At 32.7% G+C, this 20,031-nt stretch carries 19 protein-coding genes; 2 read left to right on the top strand and 17 right to left on the bottom strand.

The genetic code is table 11. The annotated features are described in order from the left end of the window. The 10 genes from MODO_RS02425 to MODO_RS02470 all read right to left on the bottom strand — a co-directional run bounded on the left by MODO_RS02425 (position 1) and on the right by MODO_RS02470 (position 12,409). Complete coding sequence (locus tag MODO_RS02425) at positions 1–1,221, bottom strand: O-antigen ligase family protein (protein WP_006257980.1); 1,221 nt, start codon at positions 1,219–1,221, stop codon at positions 1–3. Continuing rightward, positions 1,218–2,342 (bottom strand): glycosyltransferase family 4 protein, encoded by a 1,125-nt coding sequence (locus MODO_RS02430; protein WP_006257979.1) that lies wholly within the window; start codon positions 2,340–2,342, stop codon positions 1,218–1,220. Before MODO_RS02430 ends, MODO_RS02425 begins: the two co-directional genes overlap by 4 nt. Next, positions 2,342–4,162, bottom strand: a complete 1,821-nt coding sequence (gene asnB, locus MODO_RS02435; protein WP_006257978.1) for an asparagine synthase (glutamine-hydrolyzing) — start codon at positions 4,160–4,162, stop codon at positions 2,342–2,344. Before asnB ends, MODO_RS02430 begins: the two co-directional genes overlap by 1 nt. Before the next feature lie 3 nt (positions 4,163–4,165). Then, the gene (locus MODO_RS02440) at positions 4,166–5,389 is read right to left on the bottom strand and encodes a lipopolysaccharide biosynthesis protein (protein WP_006257977.1); all 1,224 of its coding nucleotides are present in this window, start codon (positions 5,387–5,389) and stop codon (positions 4,166–4,168) included. Then, the gene (locus MODO_RS02445; protein ID WP_225581439.1) at positions 5,389–6,804 is read right to left on the bottom strand and encodes a D-glucuronyl C5-epimerase family protein; all 1,416 of its coding nucleotides are present in this window, start codon (positions 6,802–6,804) and stop codon (positions 5,389–5,391) included. Before MODO_RS02445 ends, MODO_RS02440 begins: the two co-directional genes overlap by 1 nt. Positions 6,805–6,872: 68 nt before the next feature. Then, positions 6,873–7,646 (bottom strand): dTDP-4-dehydrorhamnose reductase, encoded by a 774-nt coding sequence (gene rfbD, locus MODO_RS02450; RefSeq protein WP_006257975.1) that lies wholly within the window; start codon positions 7,644–7,646, stop codon positions 6,873–6,875. After that, on the bottom strand, positions 7,643–8,191 hold the full coding sequence (rfbC, locus tag MODO_RS02455; RefSeq protein WP_006257974.1) for a dTDP-4-dehydrorhamnose 3,5-epimerase: 549 nt from the start codon (positions 8,189–8,191) through the stop codon (positions 7,643–7,645). The genes rfbD and rfbC overlap by 4 nt, the downstream gene beginning before the upstream one ends. A gap of 126 nt (positions 8,192–8,317) precedes the next feature. Beyond that, complete coding sequence (locus tag MODO_RS02460) at positions 8,318–9,997, bottom strand: DUF6909 family protein (protein ID WP_006257973.1); 1,680 nt, start codon at positions 9,995–9,997, stop codon at positions 8,318–8,320. Positions 9,998–10,033: 36 nt separating this feature from the next. Then, positions 10,034–11,521, bottom strand: a complete 1,488-nt coding sequence (locus MODO_RS02465) for a GH3 auxin-responsive promoter family protein (protein WP_006257972.1) — start codon at positions 11,519–11,521, stop codon at positions 10,034–10,036. 6 nt (positions 11,522–11,527) lie between these two features. Next, positions 11,528–12,409: a murein hydrolase activator EnvC family protein gene (locus MODO_RS02470; protein ID WP_006257971.1), complete on the bottom strand. Its 882-nt coding sequence runs from the start codon at positions 12,407–12,409 to the stop codon at positions 11,528–11,530. Between the two features lie 190 nt (positions 12,410–12,599). Here MODO_RS02470 and MODO_RS02475 point away from each other — a divergent pair, with 190 nt between their 5' ends. Then, a complete protein-coding gene (locus MODO_RS02475; RefSeq protein WP_006257970.1) occupies positions 12,600–12,815 on the top strand; it encodes a twin-arginine translocase TatA/TatE family subunit in 216 nt (71 codons plus the stop codon). 410 nt (positions 12,816–13,225) lie between these two features. Here MODO_RS02475 and MODO_RS02480 read toward each other — a convergent pair whose 3' ends face one another. Continuing rightward, complete coding sequence (locus MODO_RS02480; RefSeq protein ID WP_006257969.1) at positions 13,226–15,352, bottom strand: Tex family protein; 2,127 nt, start codon at positions 15,350–15,352, stop codon at positions 13,226–13,228. A 56-nt stretch (positions 15,353–15,408) separates the two neighbouring features. Between MODO_RS02480 and MODO_RS02485 the strand changes: the two genes are divergently transcribed. Further along, positions 15,409–15,672, top strand: coding sequence for a DUF1294 domain-containing protein (locus tag MODO_RS02485; protein ID WP_006257968.1), 264 nt, complete (start codon positions 15,409–15,411; stop codon positions 15,670–15,672). Positions 15,673–15,751: 79 nt separating this feature from the next. On the opposite strand, the gene MODO_RS02490 is transcribed toward MODO_RS02485, so the two are convergent. The 6 genes from MODO_RS02490 to MODO_RS02510 form a co-directional block, all read right to left on the bottom strand. After that, on the bottom strand, positions 15,752–16,306 hold the full coding sequence (locus MODO_RS02490) for a hypothetical protein (protein ID WP_006257967.1): 555 nt from the start codon (positions 16,304–16,306) through the stop codon (positions 15,752–15,754). 438 nt (positions 16,307–16,744) lie between these two features. After that, positions 16,745–16,972 (bottom strand): hypothetical protein, encoded by a 228-nt coding sequence (locus tag MODO_RS19540; RefSeq protein ID WP_006257966.1) that lies wholly within the window; start codon positions 16,970–16,972, stop codon positions 16,745–16,747. 36 nt (positions 16,973–17,008) lie between these two features. Continuing rightward, on the bottom strand, positions 17,009–17,185 hold the full coding sequence (locus MODO_RS19545) for a hypothetical protein (RefSeq protein WP_006257965.1): 177 nt from the start codon (positions 17,183–17,185) through the stop codon (positions 17,009–17,011). A gap of 25 nt (positions 17,186–17,210) precedes the next feature. Next, the gene (locus MODO_RS02500) at positions 17,211–18,155 is read right to left on the bottom strand and encodes a hypothetical protein (RefSeq protein ID WP_006257964.1); all 945 of its coding nucleotides are present in this window, start codon (positions 18,153–18,155) and stop codon (positions 17,211–17,213) included. A 91-nt stretch (positions 18,156–18,246) separates the two neighbouring features. Further along, positions 18,247–18,984 carry a hypothetical protein gene (locus MODO_RS02505; RefSeq protein WP_006257963.1) on the bottom strand — a complete coding sequence of 246 codons (738 nt, stop codon included), beginning with the start codon at positions 18,982–18,984 and terminating at the stop codon, positions 18,247–18,249. Between the two features lie 347 nt (positions 18,985–19,331). Further along, a complete protein-coding gene (locus tag MODO_RS02510) occupies positions 19,332–19,961 on the bottom strand; it encodes a hypothetical protein (RefSeq protein ID WP_006257962.1) in 630 nt (209 codons plus the stop codon). Between the last annotated feature and the right edge of the window lie 70 nt (positions 19,962–20,031).

The raw sequence follows: 20,031 nt of genomic DNA on the forward strand, positions 1-20,031 counted from the left end.
TTAAATCTTTTTAAACATTATAGCAAACCCAAATCCTATATACACACCAGCTATTCCTGAATTTAATATATGTCCTGATAAGCACGATAGTAAAAGTAAAAAACATAAAAGAATTAAAGTTACTCGACCAAAAGGGAATTCCTGCTTTTTACTAAGCAAAATAGATTCTTTTAATAGACTTCCATAAAATTGAAAAAAAAGTAAAACCCCCATTATACCATAAGAGAAAAAAATATCTATCATATCTATTTCTACAAATTTAGATGCCCATTCATAATATTGCGTAGGCCCAACTCCTATAAAATAATTAATTAGATTATATTTCTCTTGTATAATCAACCAAGTCTCATGGAAATATAAATTCCTGCTTGACAAAACAAAAGTTACAAAATCTAACTTATCCCAAAATAAAGTATATCTATCAAATATTGATGTATTTGTTATAAAAAGAACAATTATAATTAATATGCTACTAATTCCTAATAATGCCTTACCAATTGTTGCTTTAGATATATTTTTAGAAAAATCATAAACACTTAAAAGAATTGCAATATAAACAAGAACAATTCCTAGCATCCCTGTTTTAGAGCTAATCAATAAACCTAAAACAAAACTAAAGGCTCCATAAAAAATAAAAGCTAACTTGTCCTTTTTAACAACCAAATAATAATAACCTATGATAGCAGATAGAACAATTAGTAATGCTGATATTTCATTACCTGCAATAAAATATCCTCTTGTCCCGATATTACCAAACTCATACATTGGATAACCTAAACCTACCAACTTACTCAATAAATTGGATGCTAAAATCCAAAATGAAAATTTTATCCACCTCCATAAAATAGTAAAACTATTATTATCAACTAGATAATATTTAAAATAATAAAAGGAGATAATAATAATTAGATACTTCGAAGTTCTAATAGTGTCCTGAAAAAGGAGGTTGAGGTCTGAATTATAAAAACAAAATTGAGTGATTGAAGGAATAAAAAGGATAAGCGTATATAATAAAATTTTTTGAAACACTTTAGGGTATAAAATAAGCCTAACACTTAATAATAAAATAAGAATAGACTTATACAATTGACTTAAAGAAAATATAAACTCAATCTTATTCTCATGTAATATACCATTTATCATGTCCAAAATCAATAATGGAAACAATAAATATCCTATAATAAAATCTAGCTTTTTTACATTATCATGTATTAATTTCATGTCACAATTTGTTTTAATAAGAAAAGTTCTTTTTCACCTTGTTTTCGCCAATTAATTTTCGTCATTCCACTCCTACCTTCTTTTACTATATTCTCCATCACATGAGAATCATTAGTAATCTCAATGATTCTCTGTGCAAGTTTCTCTAGATCATCATCAATTAAACCCCCTATTCTATCTTCAATAAATTCACTTATTGCAGAATTATTATTACTTATTGTTAACAATCTACTTGCCATAGCTTCGCACATAATAACTCCTTGAGAATCAAACAAAGTAAAAGCGCTAAAAATACCATAATTAGAAAACAACGTAGGCAAATCTTTTCTCTCTATAAAATCGTCTATTATCCTAACTCTATTCTCTAGATTATACTTCTTTATTAGCTGTTCATATTTATACTTCAAAAAACCTTTACCATAAATATCTAATGTAAATATATCCGGTAAAAATCTCATTAATTCTATAGACATATCAACTCCATATTTAACATCAGAGAGAGGTCTTATTGTAATAATCTTATGTCTATTTTGATAATTAAACGGAACATCAAACAACTCAGTATCAACCCCATTAGGAACTGCATAAAACTTTTCAAACTTTATAGCAAGAATCTTCTCAGTATGGTTTTTCATCCATAGTGAAGGCGTCATAATTAAGTACCTATTTGATAAACTTATTTGCCTTAAGAAGCGCTTCATCCAAAAATGATTCCAAGTATTAATATATAGATACTTCACAATACCTTTTATTGACCAAGTAAAATCATACAAATACTCAGGATACTTTAACACATCTGTTCCATGAATATAGATTGCTACAGGATATTTATTCTTTAAAATAGCATTGTATATACTAAAGCCACCATTCTTTAATGGATATTGATTAAGTAAATGCAGATATAATAGATCATACTTCCCTAATACATTAGCTATTTCACTTGACACATCCTCTATTACATGAATCCCTTGATAATTATATATACTTTTCTCCTTTGCTGGTACTAAAATAGTCACATCTACTCCTTGAGATTTAAAATACAATGCCCTAACATGAACAAACATATGATTGTATGGCTGATTTTCTTTAGGATATCTAGATGTTATAATTGCAATTTTCATTATTTATTAAATAAGTAATAAATCGATAGTAATGTAAAAATCTGTTTTTCTCTATTAAAGCCTTTTTTGTGTTGTTCAAAAATATCCAATACAGCCTTTTTATTAAACAATTCAAAATAAGGACTATCACTTTCTTTAATCATTTGTATATAATACTCGCCTAAATCCTCTCTAAACCACTTTTCAGTTGGAGACATAAAACCTTTCTTAGGTCTATTAATTATTTCCGTAGGTAAAATTTCTTCTGCAAATGCTCTATGTATTCTTTTTGTTTTTCCATCAGCTATTTTAAAATCATATGGTAAAGATTCTAAAAACTTAATTAATTCAACATCTAACATTGGAACCCTTGTTTCTATTGTAAAATTCATGGAAACTTTATCTGTATACATTAAGAGATCATCTGCTAAATTCATTCTCAAATCAACCGCCATCATTCCTTCAACACCTTTCTTGTCTTTACACTTTAATAATTCATAGTAATAACAGATTCTATCATAGCTTTTATAATCACTATGATTTATAAGTGTATTGATTTCGGTATCTGTAAATAGGGCATAGATGTTTTCCCAACGCTTTACATCATTCTTAATAGACAATGATTGAGCAGCTCTAATCCATCTCTCTTTTTTACTGTAATTAGCAATCGGCTTCATTAATTGAAACATAAAAGAAGGAAACTTATCTGCTAAGATTTCTCCTTTATAGCGAGTATATCCACCAAGTGGTTCATCTGCTCCCTGCCCTGTTAAAACTACTTTTAAATCTTTACTTACAGCCTCATTTAAATAGAACATTGGTAATATTGAAGTTGTTCCTAAGGGTTCTTCAACAATACGACATGTCTCTTCAAAAATCTCTTTAAAATTACTAGCTGATATAATAATATTATGATGATCTGTCTTTAAGAAATCAGCAGACCTTTGAGCATCTTCTATTTCATTAGCAAATTCATTCTCTTCAAACCCTACTGTATATGTTTTAAGCCTATTATCAGAATGTTTCTGAGCAAAATAAGTAACTAAAGCAGAGTCTATTCCTCCACTTAGTAAAGTACCTACTTCTACATCAGACATTAATTGTCTCTTAACAGCATCTTCAAAAAGTTGACCATATTTACCTACTGCCTTATTAAAGCTATAATTCTTAACTATTGCAACTGGGTTTATATAACTATAAATATCAATAGAGCTCTTCTCTAAGTCATACTCTAGAATATGTCCAGGACGCACTTTTAAAATACCTTGATAAATAGTATCTGGCGAAGGATTATATCTAAGTTTCAATAACTCAGCTACATTCTCTTGATCTATCTCTAATTTTCCCTTGTAATATCTTAAAGGTCTAATCTCTGAAGAGAAGAGTAATTTATTAGATTCTTCTAATAAATAGTATAAGGGTTTAACACCAAAGTGATCGCGAACCAAATACACTTTTTGACTCTTTTTATCTAGCAAACAAAAACTAAATATTCCATTAAAATCCTTTATCGCCTCAATACCAAATTTAGCTAAATAGTAAAGAATAGTTTCAGTATCAGAATTTCCTTTAAAACTAATCTCAGGCAATTTCTTTCGAAGCTCTAAATGATTGTATATCTCACCGTTAAAAACAATTACAAAATTTTGATCTATAGATGTCATAGGTTGATATCCTGCTTCTGTTAGTTCAACAATGGCTAATCGTCTATGTCCTAAAAAAACAGTACTATTCTCTATATCAAAACTTTCAATAGCTCCACTATCTGGACCTCTATGATATATTGTATTTAATGTTGCTTCACCAAATGGTAAATTTATACTTCCTAAAATTCCACACATAATTTAATATTTTTTTAATTGTTTCTCCCCACTCCACAGAATTAAAGCAAAAACAATAAATGTTGAAATCAAATTAGTTCCTATAGCTCCCACTACTCCATATTTGGGTAACAATGTGAATATGGTTATTAAATTAACTACAGCCCCAATAACCATAATTAAAAAACGTATTTTCTGTTTATTTAAAGCTACTAATAACATTTCGTACCCTGAATAAACAAAACTGAAAAATATAATCCCTAACACACCGATATACGCTTGATTAATTGTTTCTGTTAAAGCTAACTTGGCTATTTTTTCTAAAACAAATTCTCTAAAAACATACATTACTCCTAAAATCAATACTAGAATAGGAATAGCTATTTTTTGCAGAGAATGAAATACTATTCCTTTTTCTTCAACAGAAACATTTTTTATTTGATTTAATAATACTTGTGAAAACGCAAGATTTAATAGAGCAAATGGAGCCACAATTAATAACAACCCTCTATACGTTCCATAAATATCTCCTTGAACTAAAAGTGGCAATAGTAACATTCCTCCCTGAACAAAAGAAGCTGTAACTATATCCTGTAATCCATAATACTGTCTCGCTTTCCAAACAAGTAACAACTGTTTTTTAGTTAGAAGAACTGTAATATCTTTAAACAAAGAAATACCTTTAGATAAATTAAGAAAAGTAGCTGTCGTTAATAGATTAAATAAAATCAATAAGTAAAAAATTGTATTGATTTCTAATGTTTCAATATAAATTACATACCCCATTAGAGCAAAAATTAATAAAGAAAAAACAACATTTATCTTTAATTCAAAGCCAAACTGCCCTATTCCTTTTAAATAAGAAAAAAGAATATTATTAATACTAAAAACTACTCCTAAAATCCAACCTAAATATATTACATAACCATAACTATTAACTCCTAGAAAATCTAAAATCAAAATTACTCCAAATACTAAAAATGATAATATAGTAAGTATAAGAACTGATGCCTGTAACTCTTTACTATTATCCTTATCTATGTTTGTTTCTTTTATTAAATAAAACTGACTACCGAAGGGTAGAACTGATACCAAAATATTAGCCAACGAGTAAATAAATGAAAAAATTCCAAAAGGGATAATTCCTAATTTTGACAATAAAACAATACTAAGTAACCATCTTGATCCAAACTGTAATCCTAATGATAAATTATTAATAATAATATTTTTTATAAATTCCTTATTCATCAATCAATTACATTTTTTCTAATAGAATTTAAAATATACTCTACTTTATCATCTTGGTCAAATAACACATTTATTTCTCTCAAGCTCACGTTTCCTCTACTACCAACATCGAAACTTATCTTTAACTTATTGGTAGCAAATGATACAGGAAAGTAGTTTATATCAATAAATGTATCGAATCCTCCTGTTTTATAATACTTTCTATTTTTATTATAGATATCTTTATTGGTATATATTTTTTCCCAATTATCTTTTTCCCACACATAAATAGAATAATTGTGTGGTAAAGATTCTTCAGTAGGGCTATAAAAAACAATACCTTCTATATTTCTTCGATACTTATCAAACTCTATTATTAGTTCATTATCTTTATTTTTTGTACTCCAAAAATTCCCCCAACTCCACAACTCATCAGTTAACACATCTATATTTTCTTGTAATTTTAAAGAAGTTACTTTCTTAAATTTATCGAAATCATAATAACTATCAATTTTTCCAGTATCATACTTAATAAACTTATGTGCATATTCTCGTAATATTGATTCATTAGTCCAATAATATAGAGTCAAAAGTTGATAAATCTCTAATTCATGATAATGATCTGGATCTTCATTAATTGCTGAAGCATATGTCTCATTCTTCATTTCTTCTACTCGAAATTTATTGTAATTTGAAGTAAAGAAAGAATCATACACATGAATTTTTGCTTTTAAAGTATTTATACCTTGATCAAAAAGACGTTTTGCATCATTATTACCTGTAACTCGATAACTATAATACAATCCTGCTAGCGAAAACATATACCCATTCAAAACATGTGATTTAGGATCTGCATATTCTTCATAAAAAGGATAACCATCCCAAAAATTTAAAACTCCTCCTTTATCTATTGAATAATCAAATGATTTCAAGAACTTATTGGACATATCTAAATATCTATTATCTCTCGTTAAATTATAAGCTTGTAACATAATTACTACAGCGTATCCTTGTGACATAGCTGATGCCCATTTAGAAGGTAGTCGATAGTTTTCAACTTGTAGTTCCGTCTGTAAAACCGCAAAGTCTTCTATCAAAACTGCCTCGTTTAAGATATGTGAAGATATTTTTAAAAACTCTTCTTTACTATTCTCTGATTTAGTTTCTAAAAAATTAGCATGATATGCTAAAGCCACTTGACAAAAAGTAATTGGATAATAGTGATGCCCGCTATTATAATAAATTAGAGGAATTTCTGCTTCAGATCTTTCTAAATTATCATACATAGCTATATTTGAACCAGAAAAGGGAAACTTAGGGTACAGACTATCATTATTAAAAACCTTTTTGTCTAAAAAATCAACTGCATTGAATCCTACTTTAACTGTATCTTCAACATTAAAAACATTATTTTCGGTACTAATATAAGTACTCACTGTAACATCTCTTTTACATGAATAAAACAAAAGAGTTATTAATAAAATAAAATAAAAATCCTTCATATCTACATACCCAACACACTATACCTCGGTCTACTAGCCCTAGTAGGATATTCCTCAGTAGTGATTGGATTCACTTTTATATTAATATTATTCTCTTTAAATATGGATACCGCAAAGTCATACCAAGAGCAAATTACATCGCCTCTATAATGATAAACCCCATAATCATGATTTCCTTGCATCAGAGACATTAAAAAATGACATAATTCTATTGCATGAGTAGGACAACCTATTTGATCCATTACAACACTTACTTCACTTTTAGTCTCTGCTAATCTCAACATCGTCTTCTTAAAATTATGACCATAATCAGAGTACACCCATGAAGTACGCACGATATAGTAACGCTTCATATTCGCTTTTATGTATAATTCTCCCTTTAATTTAGAAGCACCATACACATTAATAGGATTTGGGATATCAGAGACAGTATAAGGAGTCTGTTTATGACCATCAAATACAAAGTCAGTAGACAGGTGCACTAACGTAGTATTGTATTGATTACATGCTCTTGTTAAGTGCATTACTCCTTCAGCATTTACTTTATACGCTAATTCTTCCTCATCCTCTGCTCTATCTACAGCAGTATAAGCAGCTAAATTAAAACAATAATCAGGGTACACTTTACTGAAAACCTCATCTATCGAAACTTCATTCGTTATATCTAACTGACTAGAATCAAAGAAAAAGAATTCCACTCCATCATATTCATGACTTATAGATTGTAAGCATTGTCCTACTTGTCCTTTAGCCCCTGTAACTAATATCTTGATCATATAGGTAAAGCATTTTCGAATAATGGTAATACCTTATCTTTATCAGAAACGATAACCTCATCAAGATTAAACTCCCAATCAATCCCTAAACTTGGATCATTATAGATGATACCCCCTTCAGATTCTTTATTATAAACGTTATCGCACTTATAAGCGAATATTGCCGTCTCACTCTTTACTAAAAAACCATGCGCGCACCCTCTAGGGATAAACACCTGTTTAAAATTATCTGCTGATAGCACTTGAGTGAACTGCTGTCCATATGTACTAGAGTCCTTGCGAAGATCCACTACTACATCTAATACCTCACCTTGTAATACTCTTACTAGCTTAGCTTGCTGATAAGCTCCTCTTTGGTAATGAAGCCCTCTTAGAACGCCCTTAGAAGACTTAGATTGGTTGTCTTGAATAAAACGTACAGCTAACCCTGTTTCTTTCGCAAAAACAGCCTCATTAAAGCTCTCTAAGAAATATCCTCGCTCATCGAAGAATACCTTTGGTTCTATGATAACACAATCTTGTATAGGAGTAGTAAATACCTTCATCTTTTCAACTAAATTCTAAGACTATAAAATTACACTTAAATTCACAATTTAACATATAAATCAAAATAAAAAGCCACCACATATATTCTGTGATGGCTCATTTATCTTAAACTATTTAGAATTTAATTACTTAATATTAAATATCTGCTCTAGTATTTTAATGGTAATTAAGTAAGTAGGCTTTACTCCTGTTGTACCTAACCCTCCTGAAGCTAATGTACTACCTGTCTCTAATGGGTTATCAGAAGCATAGTAAGCATATCTTACTTTCACATCAGGATTAATACTTTTTCTGATCTTAGAAGCAGACTGTATTGCTTTTTGGTAGTGAGCACCTTCCATCTCTAGACCGATTACACCCCATGTAGAATCGTGGAAGAACTTTAATAAATCCTTATTTTGAAGTGATGTCCCTAATACAGTTACCATTGTTCCTCCAAATACAGGGATATCATCATTCTTAAACATATCTACTGTCAATTCATTGTCAAAAGGATAATTATCCCCTGTTCCCTCATTAATATGAGCGAATGGAATCATGATATCTCCTTTACCTCCCACTAAGATACCTGCTTTACCCATGATAGATACAGATTCCACATCTATCATCGTTGTCTTTTTATAAGGCTTTAAAAGCTCATCAATCGTCTCATAAGCCTGCTCACCGAAAGCGTAATCCATAACGATAATCACAGGATACTCTCCTTCTATTTGCTGAGCCTTAAAGTTTGTAGTAGCGAAATCTATCTTAGCAGTATCGAAGATTTGTACGTCAATGTTCGTTCCTGACTCATCTCTTAAGAAAGTCATTCCTTCATTTTCAGCGCGTTCATTAACCAAATCTCTAAGGTGTTTGTTCTCAGGCTTGCTAAGCTCTTCGTATACCTCTAGCTCAGAACTTACCTCTACTTCACTCTTTACAACTGAAGGAGCAAAGATAGAATTCATAACACTGTGCATATTCGCACTGATGATATGGATTGGACGTTCTAATAATCCTTTAGCTGTGAGCACCTCTTTAATTCTATCAGACCACATTTCTCCATAGATATGGTGTCCTAGACGTTCTCTAAGTAGTGGGCTAAAAGTGATTGTACGTTTATCGTTATACACATCCTCTTCTATCGCTAACTTTCCTAACCAGTAAATCACGTCTAAGAAACGGTCTGGATTCTCAGGAATAGCGAATTTCTCATATACATCTAGAACCTCAGCAAAAGAACGTCCTAATACATTAGCTAGGTGAGACATGATTACCTCTTTCTCCTCTAATTCTAAAAACTCTTCTTTTTTAGCTGCAGTTTCTATCTTTTTCCAATCGCGAGTTACCTTACCATCTTCTCCTATCAATACACGATCTTTAATTTTATGCGATTCGATGAATATAAATGTCAAGTGAGTCAAAACATCATAGATATCAGATCTACCTCTAGTGATCTCGATATTCATCTGTTCCTCATCTATTCGATAACAGTTTCTTCTTCTCTTAGGTGGTACTATAGCTGTAAAGTGAGAGAATGAATACCCCTCATCAGATGTCAAGTTAATATAACGACACTCCTCTATTCCAATCGGAAGGCGTTCGATAACATATAACAATCCGTTTAACTCTACTTTTTCTTCTGCGATAGTACCATATATTTCTGGACGCAATTCTAATAGCGCTTCTCTTAATGTATCTCCTGACACTCCCATCGGTTTATAAAAACCTCTGTTAAACAAATGGCGCATTGTAATATACATACGCTCCACAGCTGCAGACGACACTTGCGCTCTCGTTCTAGATATATTCTTTATCTCTTTCATATACTTCTCCTTTTTACGTCTTATTATTTCTTTTTACTAATATAATTTTAATTGATCAGCGATGATTCTATCATTGCTTAATCTAGGCAACTTATTTTGCCCTCCTAGCTTTCCTATACTTTTCATATAATTATTAAAGCCTTCTTGTTTTACTTTAGAGATGACTAATGTCTTCAACACCTTTCCTACAATTAGATCATCATAATACATATTCTGCTTTCTTAGAGCATTATCTATCTTTAAAGCAAAAGCTTCTAAATCCTCAGGTTCATTGCCGAACTCTATCAACCATTCATGGTAAGGCAATCCCTCTTCTGGACTAATCTGTGGTGCTACAGTAAACTCATTAACCGTTACTGACGTACCCTCCATAGCTTCTTGTATAGCAGACTCTACCTCCTTACCGATCACATGTTCTCCGAATGCAGAGATAAAATGCTTTATACGCCCAGATACCACTACTCTATAAGGTTTCAGGTTAACGAACTGTACCGTATCACCGATATTATATCCCCATAGTCCAGCGTTGGTAGAGATAATTAATACATAATTCACACCTAGCTCTACCTCTCCTATCGTATATCTTCTAGCATTCTCATTAAAGAACTCCTCTACTTTTATAAACTCATAGAAGATACCTGCATTTAGCAACAATAACATCCCTTTCTCTGTCTGTGTATCTTGATAAGCGAAGAATCCTTCAGAAGCAGGGAACAACTCTATAGATGGTACCTTACGTCCGATCATTTGTTCAAATTTACCTCTATAAGGCTCATAGTTTACACCTCCATAAATGAACAAATTAAAGTTAGGAAATATATCCCCTACAGGTTTACCTTTTTTCTCCTTTAGTTTTTCGAAGTACATCTGTACCCAGCTCGGAATACCAGAGATCACACTCATATTCTGATCTACTGTCTCTTCCACGATAGCATCTACTTTAGTCTCCCAGTCCTCTATACAGTTTGTTTCTAGACTAGGCAGTCTATTCTTCTGTAAATAAGCAGGAACATAGTGAGCTACTATCCCTGATAATCTACCTAATTTTATACCATTTTTCTCATCTAGTATAGGGCTCCCTTGTAAGAAGATCATTTTACCATTTACGAAGTCCGCTTTACCTGTCTCATATACATAAGCTAATATTGCATTACGAGCAGCTTCTATATGATACGGCATAGACTCTTTGGTTAATGGGATATACTTAGCCCCCGAAGTTGTACCCGAAGTCTTTGCGAAATATAAAGGTTTACCTTTCCACAACACATCACTCTCACCAGCTACTACTCTATCTACATAAGGTCTTAATCCTTCATAATCTCTGATGGGTACATGTTTTACGAAATCTTCGTAGCTATTAATATAAGCAAAATTATGGTCTTTTCCAAATGCCGTATGCTTAGCATCCTCTAACAATTGTTCAAAAACCTTCTTTTGCGTATTAATAGGATCATTGACCCACTTCTGTGTTTTCTTATGTATAATTGAAGCAAATACTTTAGCCCCAAATGATTTTATTGACATATTCTCTTATTCTAAATCTATAAATAATGAGCTATCTAATGGATAGGCATCTTTCCATAATTCGAAGTGGAAGTATTTTGTAGAAGCATTTAATGCGGTAGCCTCACTACTTCCATCAAAAAGACCGATTACTTCTCCTGACCTTACACTTTCATATTCTCCTTTAGTAAGAGAAGTTAAGTGTTTATATACAGATATTAAACCTTCATCGTGTAGCAAGATGATTGTATAACCATCTTTTATAGTCCAGTCTACGAATAACACTGTGCCTTTACTAATCGCTTTTACAGGTGTATTAGCAGGGGCTCTAAAGTCCACACCGAAGTGCATTGCTCTACTATCGTATTTTCTAACTATTTCTGCATTAATTGGGCTAAACAGGACTTGGCTAACTTTAGGTTTACTCTCTTCGAAGAGATTATACTTATCCTCTAGTCGAACCATTTCTCTTAGCTTCATATCTGTTTCACTAGGATCTTTATGCTCGATTTGATTTAATGGTTTCTGAGTTAACTTTAAAGAGTCTATACTAGCCTCTGTCACCTGTATTTCTCCTAACAAGGCACTTTTGATTGCACTTAGATACTGTTGATTCTGTCTAGACTCATTCTCTAGCGAATCTACTTTCAGAGCTAATTCGACTGCCTTTTGTTTTAGCTCAGCAGAAGAATACCCAGGTATATATTCCTTTAACGGAGTTAATACCAACATCAAAACAGTTGATAGAATAAATAAAAATACCAATGTAGTACTGGCACCAAAAACATTAAGTAAATTAAGCTTAAAAGACTTTACATCTTCGAACGTCTTATCATTAACGATAACAATACGGTATTTACTTAAAAGTGTATTTTTCCACTTTTTTCTTTTATGTCCCTTTCCTAACATCTGTACCTATTTTACTACACAAATATAATAATTATAAAATTTGACTCTATCACTTTACCTAAATATTCACAGTTTAAAAGAAAATTCCTTACTACATAAACGTTAAAAGTTAAATAAAACCTATTACGAATAAACGTTTTACATTTTTCTTACTATATTTGTCGCTACTTAATGTTTCAAAAAGATTATTATGAACTCATTACACATATTTTTAGGAATGGTTGGGCCATGGCAAATTATAGTTATTGTAGCTATCATTCTATTGTTATTCGGAGGTAAAAAAATCCCTGAATTAATGAGAGGACTTGGTTCTGGTATCAAAGAATTTAAAGATGCTACTAGAGACGAAAACGCTCAACAGACAACTAAAAAAGAGAATACACAAGATAACTCTAAGACAGAATAATTCTGTTCTAAACTTATATATTTTACGCGTTATATGGCTTGCCGTATAACGCTTTTTTTGTTTCTATACATCACTATAGCTCAAAAAAAAGTACCTATCTTGACAATAAAAGATAGGCACTTCACTTATAAAACATAATAAAAACACTACTTACCTGCTTGTTTTCTTTTTCAATAACAACATTATTGTTTTCAAACTCAAGTACCAATTTAAAAACAAGTATCGTGCCAAAAACAAGATTTAGAAATGTTTTTTTATTTATTTTTTCAGCCTAGAATACGCGATAGAGTAAATTCTACAAAAACAGCTCTCAACTTATCAAAAAAGCATACTATAGTATAGTTTTAGAAGAAATGAAAGAGATGTGAAGTAGTATTTATCGTAGTATTAAGCGAATGCGGAATCTAGGTTTAATCTAATATCATAGACAGCTGTATTCTCTTTTTAGCAACATCTACATCCGTCACCTTCACTTGTACATGCTGGTGTAACTTCACTACTTCATTCACGTCTGATACAAAGCCTGCCTTAAGTTGAGAGATATGCACTAGACCACTCTCCTTAATCCCTACATCAACGAAACAACCAAAGTTGGTAATATTATTGATAATACCAGGTAATACTTGACCTATTTTTAAGTCTGTAATTTGTTTCACACTAGGATCAAACTCAAATACCTTAGCACTACGTCTAGGATCTAGACCAGGCTTCTCTAATTCTTTTAAGATATCTTGAAGCGCTAATGCTCCTACCTCACCCGTAGTATATTTATTAGCATCTACTTTAGCGATAAGCTCTTTATTAGAGATCATATCCCCTATAGACACCTTCATATCTTTAGCGATCTTCTCTACTACACCATAAGCCTCTGGATGTACAGCAGAGTCGTCTAATGGATTCTTAGCGTTCTTAATACGCACAAATGCAGCTGCCTGTTGGAAGGCTTTATCTCCTAGTCGAGGTACTTTCTTAAGTTCTGTTCTGCTCTCAAATGGTCCATTCTCAGTTCTGTATTGCACTATATTCTCAGCCATCTTCTCACCTATCCCAGACACATAGCTCAATAACGATTTACTAGCAGTATTTAGGTTAACTCCTACTGAGTTCACACACTTCATCACCACATTATCTAGCTCTTTTTTAAGCATAGACTGATCTACATCGTGCTGATACTGTCCTACTCCGATAGACTTAGGATCTATCTTCACTAGCTCTGCTAATGGATCAGACAGACGACGCCCGATAGACACAGCACCTCTCACTGTCACATCATAAGTAGGAAACTCTTCTCTCGCTATCTTAGACGCAGAGTACACAGATGCTCCAGCCTCATTCACTACGAATACTTGTACAGGCTTATCAAAAGCTATTTTCTTAATAAAGAACTCCGTCTCTCTAGAGGCTGTACCATTACCGATAGCGATAGCTTCTACATTGTATGCATTGACCATAGAGCGAATCTTCTTCATCGCCATAGTAGTATCCTTCTGAGGAGCATGAGGAAATATAGTCTCGTTGTATAACAAATCACCTTGCTCATCTAAACAAACCACCTTACACCCAGTCTTAAACCCTGGGTCGATAGCTAATATGCGTTTCTCTCCTAATGGCGAACCTAATAACAACTGAGTAAGGTTATCCGCAAATACCTGTATAGAGTTTAAATCTGCCTTCTCCTTCGCTTCTACCAAGGCCTCATTAGACAATGCAGGTTCTAACAGACGTTTATAACTATCCGCTACTGCCTTCTCTACTATCTTACCACACTCATTCTTACCTTTAACTACATTATCTTCTATGAAGCTAATAGCCTCACTCTTATCAATACCTACATTAAACTTGATAAAACCTTCTTTCTCTGCTCTTAGAATAGCTAATAATCGATGTGCAGGTATCTTATACACAGGTTCTGCCCAATCAAAATATTGCTCAAACTTCTGCGCATGCTCTTCTTCTTTTTTTGCCTTTACTACCTTAGTACTGATCACCCCACTGCGTTGGAACTTTCTTCTCAGTGATTTTCTCACATACATATTTTCATTAATCCATTCAGCAATGATATCAGATGCCCCCTGTATAGCCTCTTCTTCACTTCCTACCTTATCATTAAGATATTTAGCAGCGATAGACTCTATATCATGAGCATTCTGAGCCATAATCACTTTAGCCAATGGTTCTAAACCATTCTCTCTAGCCGTATCAGCCTTCGTCTTACGAGTCTTCTTATAGGGCAAGTATAAATCCTCTATCTCTATTAGATCAAAGCTATTTGTAATCTTATTGCGCAATTCATCTGTTAGCTTCCCCTGTTCTTCTATAGAACCTAATATAGACTCCTTTCTCTTCACTATCCCTTCGTACAGCTCGCTATACTTTGCTATTTTTTCGATAATCACCTCATCTAGATTACCAGTTCTATCTTTTCTATATCTAGCGATAAACGGTATAGTACATCCCTCTCCTAACAGAGACAGCGTATTCTCTATACTTTTTGCACTAGCACTCACAGCCTGTTGAATAAACTCTATCAACGTCATATTTTATTATTTTAAGAATAGCTAAAATACTACCTTTGTCACAATAAATAAATCTCATGAAGTTTTTATTCCTATATCTACTTATAATAAACTATTTAGCTTTCTCCATGTTTGCCTTTGACAAAGAACAAGCGATTAAAAACAAAAGACGTGTTTCTGAGAAGAACCTCCTGTCTCTTTGCTTTTTTGGAGGAACACTAGGTGCATGGATTGCGATGAAGAAACTTAGACATAAAATCTCTAAAGACTCTTTTAAACTAAAGTTTTATGCCATCCTAGCCATACAGGTAGCCTTATTCTTTATCGTCTTTAAACGATAATATCCATAAAAAAAGACCTATAACCGCAGTCATAAGTCTCTTGTATATTACTCTTCTGCAGTTTTAAGCCAAAGCAACTTCATATTGAGTCTTCTCTCAATTGAAAAACTATACCTCCAAATCTAGCAGGCTGTGCTGTAAATATTTTTCCATCTAAATGACAATCATCAAAATAAAAAGTAGTCTCTGTTTTCTCAACTACATTATTACTCTTTAAATGTTTTACTTCTATTCCATCATATCCTAAATAAACAATGTCTAAAAGTAATCCATCCTTATCATACATCTTTTTATCTGAACATTCTCTACAGATATGTTTAGGATACCTACTATAAAACTTAACTAAACTATGACAGTTAGAGCACCACTGTTTTATTTCTTCTCCTCTATATTCATCACTATAAACTAAATTTATCCAACTGTTTATTTGTTCATATTCTTTAAAGGTAAAACTTTGTTGCCTATGTAGTTCATTTATAGTCCCCAACACAACACTCGCTAAAGCAAATGGACTTGTTTTAATATTATAACATCGAATATACTTTAGGTACCAATCTTCATCTTGTACAAAAGATTCCCATAAGTTCTTAATACTTGAAAATTCAATAATAGGACTTATTGTTCCAGCTCTCACTAACTCTCTAAAATCAAATTGTTTCGATTTATTTAATTCATAAACCTTATAAACGCCCTTATCAAAAATATTCAGAACAACATTAGTCTGCTTATAATAAGCAAATAATATGTCATAATCCTCTAACTTATCCTAATATCCCTTACTAAAATCAACTATAGATGGTCTATTAGCATACTCCTGTTTAATTCTAATTCGTTCCTCTATTTCTTTAATTGTACTTTCTAATAAACCACTATGGACTGAAAGTCCATAGTTTGTTAAAGCAGACTAAAGTCTGCCTGTGTGGAAATACAGAACTTAGTAGTTTTACTTAAAACTAACTTTTAAAATATCTTAGTTTCAAAATGCACTAGATAACCAATTCACAAGTAACAACAACCAATATTGTGAAAGGTTTTTAGAAGCTGAAAGCTAAATGCACTAAAGTGCATAGTTTTAACTACCGTCTGCGACCAATAAAGTATCCTTTTTTTCTCCATAAAAAGCAACACCTTGACTTGTAGTTATATGATCTCCTTTTAAAAAGACTAACGTTTCATCTATATAATCACAATCTACTTTATCATCATATTTACGCTGTCTTGTGTATTTAAACATCCCGTCTTCAGTATAAATAGTTTGCATATCATAATTAAAGAAAGCCTTCCATTCTTTATATGTCATTATTTTACCATACTCTGGTTCAAGGATATAACTCTTTTATGGTTGTCTAATCATACCTGCACCAGATACCCATCTATCTTCATTTTGATCTACTGTATGTACATATATTAAACCTGATTCAAAATCTTTAAAACTATAGCTTACTTCCCAGCTCCAATCTAACTCAATATAATATCCCCTATTTGCACAAACAAAGTAATTTAACTTCTTCATATTTAAAAACCTTCTATTTTTCTTATCATCTAATCACTTCTAAAGCACCTCCTTCTTTCGGTCTATGCAAATTAATCTCATAAAAACTAGTTCCACCACCTTGACGAGTTACCAGTATCAAGGGCGATTTATTATAATTCTCCTTATCTATCCTTACTAACTTTACTATACGACCATTGGCATAGAACCTCATTTCATAATCTTTTAAAGGCTCTATCTCTTTGGTTTTATAGCTATTTTTCCAAAAATCAATTAAGAAATTAGCATAACTACCACTTTTTAGATAAGAATAGCGATGATAATCCAGCTGGCTTTGATAGGCAATACGCGCCAAATGCTCCGCTTCCGCTTTATTAAGAAATTCTATAGTCTCGTTATAAAACATTTCTACCTCCTTTAATAACTTAACCCTATCCTCTGTCTGAAGATCAACACTATTCATCCAATGTTGTACATCGTGTTCGTAATAAACATAAGGAGCATCAAAAACAAAATTGTCTTCAAATGCCATTAAAGAGCTTTCATCTTTGGGTAAAGAATAGGTATGAACAGTAGTAGATTCTCTATTCTTATTTTGACAGACAATACTAAAATCAAATTTAGCCTTACTTAGATCTAAGCTCTTCTCACTAACATAGTTTACATCTACAGATGGAGTGACTATTAATTCTACTTGCTGTACACCACTCTTTACTATAGCTTGATTAATAGGAATATTACCAGTGAAATCTCCTGATACATAATGACTCAAAACAGGAAAACCACTCACTAATACTTCATAAGTACAACCATGTGATTCTTTAACCTCAAGAGTGTACTCTAGCTCTTCGTCATATACTTTTACTTGTTTAAACAGCTCTTTTGTCTTCTCTACAAAGCTTGGATTCAATTTATCTTGAGCCTTATTTGGCTGTTGTCCACAAGCATTCAAGCTGAAAACTAGTATCAGTATAACTATTAGTCTATTCATGACTTACTCTTTTATTTTTAGGTACTATTCTAATAAACCATTTATTATCAAAACAATTACCATAAATATACAGTAAATTTTCATTCAATAATCACCTCCCCACATACACCACCACACTAGGATTAAAAGCCTTAGTGTTATACAGTGTCAGTTGATTAGGATTGTTATTAATCGGGTAGAAGAACTGTATCTCTGCCACCACCATCTTAAGACAATCTCGATGAGGTATCAGGACAGATAGCGGTTGAGGACTGACCACCTCATCACTCTTTTTGAAATCAATAGATAATGCACTTGTTTGCTTACCGAGCATCTCATCTGTATCCGTCATAAAGAAACCTTCTATGCGCAAACTAGCATGTGTACACATAGGAGGGAAGTCTACCTGTTCTATCGGGATAAAAGGTGCCACTGATACAATTATCTCCTTATTTTCCAACTCATCTACAGCTATATCTACCAAGAAGGTATCTGTAAATAGTTTGGTTGTATTCCATTCAAATCCGACTACCTCAGCGATAGAAGTATTGTACAGTGTAGTCTCTGCTATCGGCAGTACAGTATTCTTGCGCAAGGCCGTCATCACGAGTCCCATCAATCGCAGATGAGCAGTAGACTCATACCTCATCCCTAAGAAGTATTCGACATGCTTACGTATATGTCTCAGGCTCTGCGCAGTATGCTTAAACAGCTTAGCAGAAGGGTTCTTGCCCTTGTCTTGTTTTGAGCGATTAGGCCTGCTTTGTACGATCTGTACATTGTTTAAAGACCTAAAATACACAGGCCCACTTACTCCTGTAATTTTTCCTTTTGGTGACATCTTTGCCATAACTTTTAATTTTATAGGTTGGTATTCTAAAATTGCACAAAGACTATTCCACCTTATCGGTATATGATCAGTAGGTGATAGGGTAGTGATAGGCTATTTTGCGATGTTTTAAGCCGATCAAATGCCCATCACTAGCCGACCAAAAGCCGACCACCCAAATAATAGTAGCACAAAAAAGAGAGGTAACCCCTAATTTAAGACAATCTGTACCTGTACAATTACTGAACACATCTGTTCAGTTTAGTTGCTATTGAACTGATATTGACAGTGACAACCTCATTTAGTCAGCGACAGTTAAATAGCTCAATGTCAGTCAATATTCAAATATTGAATCACTTTTAATTTACTTATCCGACCACATACCAAAAACCTAAATGCATACTACTCTCGTCGATTAAACCAAGAAGAGAAAGACAAGCTTCATTCCCAAAATAACCATAGCAAATCTCCTTCGTATTGCCTAAGGTTTGACCTAATACGATTTCGGCATATTGGTTATCGCCACGAGTGGAGATAAAGTGCCCTTTTGTGTTCTCGAAAGCATTGAGATAAGATTCTTCTACAGCATCCGAAGCAGATAATAGAGTAGAGGCTTGGGCAGTATCTTTAAGAGAAAACTTACCATTCTCTATACAACCAAAGTAGGAAGGCACTGTGAAGTTAGGTTTGCTTATCTCGTGATACTCTACCTGCACTGTACTTATATCTACCATACTGAAGAAGTCTTGGGTTTCTTTTGTGTTTCCTATCACTGCTTCTAATGTCTTAATCACCTCCATAGAATTAGCAAACAGCACATTAGCATACTCGTTATCATAGTTGCGCACTAAGCAATGATATACTAGCCCTTCTACTTGGGTCAGCTGTCGCTCAAATCGAGCTACTGCAAATAATAATTCGTCATCACTTACTGTGGTTTTCTTTCTAAAACTGGTGAACTCCATCGCACACACTGGTGCATTGCTTACTCGTATCATTCTGTATCTTGTTAAAATTATGGAGTAAAAGTAGAGCAGAGCAGTGACAACCTTTTGTCAGGGGTGTATA

Source organism: Myroides odoratimimus, from assembly GCF_001485415.1.
In the GTDB taxonomy this organism is placed as follows: domain Bacteria; phylum Bacteroidota; class Bacteroidia; order Flavobacteriales; family Flavobacteriaceae; genus Flavobacterium; species Flavobacterium odoratimimum.

Excerpts from the sequence above, each read along its gene's own strand:
- MODO_RS02425 (WP_006257980.1), bottom strand. The coding sequence starts at position 1,221 with ATGAAATTAATACATGATAATGTAAAAAAGCTAGATTTTATTATAGGA.
- MODO_RS02430 (WP_006257979.1), bottom strand. The coding sequence starts at position 2,342 with ATGAAAATTGCAATTATAACATCTAGATATCCTAAAGAAAATCAGCCA.
- asnB (WP_006257978.1), bottom strand. The coding sequence starts at position 4,162 with ATGTGTGGAATTTTAGGAAGTATAAATTTACCATTTGGTGAAGCAACA.
- MODO_RS02440 (WP_006257977.1), bottom strand. The coding sequence starts at position 5,389 with ATGAATAAGGAATTTATAAAAAATATTATTATTAATAATTTATCATTA.
- rfbD (WP_006257975.1), bottom strand. The coding sequence starts at position 7,646 with ATGATCAAGATATTAGTTACAGGGGCTAAAGGACAAGTAGGACAATGC.
- rfbC (WP_006257974.1), bottom strand. The coding sequence starts at position 8,191 with ATGAAGGTATTTACTACTCCTATACAAGATTGTGTTATCATAGAACCA.
- MODO_RS02460 (WP_006257973.1), bottom strand. The coding sequence starts at position 9,997 with ATGAAAGAGATAAAGAATATATCTAGAACGAGAGCGCAAGTGTCGTCT.
- MODO_RS02465 (WP_006257972.1), bottom strand. The coding sequence starts at position 11,521 with ATGTCAATAAAATCATTTGGGGCTAAAGTATTTGCTTCAATTATACAT.
- MODO_RS02470 (WP_006257971.1), bottom strand. The coding sequence starts at position 12,409 with ATGTTAGGAAAGGGACATAAAAGAAAAAAGTGGAAAAATACACTTTTA.
- MODO_RS02475 (WP_006257970.1), top strand. The coding sequence starts at position 12,600 with ATGAACTCATTACACATATTTTTAGGAATGGTTGGGCCATGGCAAATT.
- MODO_RS02480 (WP_006257969.1), bottom strand. The coding sequence starts at position 15,352 with ATGACGTTGATAGAGTTTATTCAACAGGCTGTGAGTGCTAGTGCAAAA.
- MODO_RS02485 (WP_006257968.1), top strand. The coding sequence starts at position 15,409 with ATGAAGTTTTTATTCCTATATCTACTTATAATAAACTATTTAGCTTTC.
- MODO_RS19540 (WP_006257966.1), bottom strand. The coding sequence starts at position 16,972 with ATGACATATAAAGAATGGAAGGCTTTCTTTAATTATGATATGCAAACT.
- MODO_RS19545 (WP_006257965.1), bottom strand. The coding sequence starts at position 17,185 with ATGAAGAAGTTAAATTACTTTGTTTGTGCAAATAGGGGATATTATATT.
- MODO_RS02500 (WP_006257964.1), bottom strand. The coding sequence starts at position 18,155 with ATGAATAGACTAATAGTTATACTGATACTAGTTTTCAGCTTGAATGCT.
- MODO_RS02505 (WP_006257963.1), bottom strand. The coding sequence starts at position 18,984 with ATGGCAAAGATGTCACCAAAAGGAAAAATTACAGGAGTAAGTGGGCCT.
- MODO_RS02510 (WP_006257962.1), bottom strand. The coding sequence starts at position 19,961 with ATGATACGAGTAAGCAATGCACCAGTGTGTGCGATGGAGTTCACCAGT.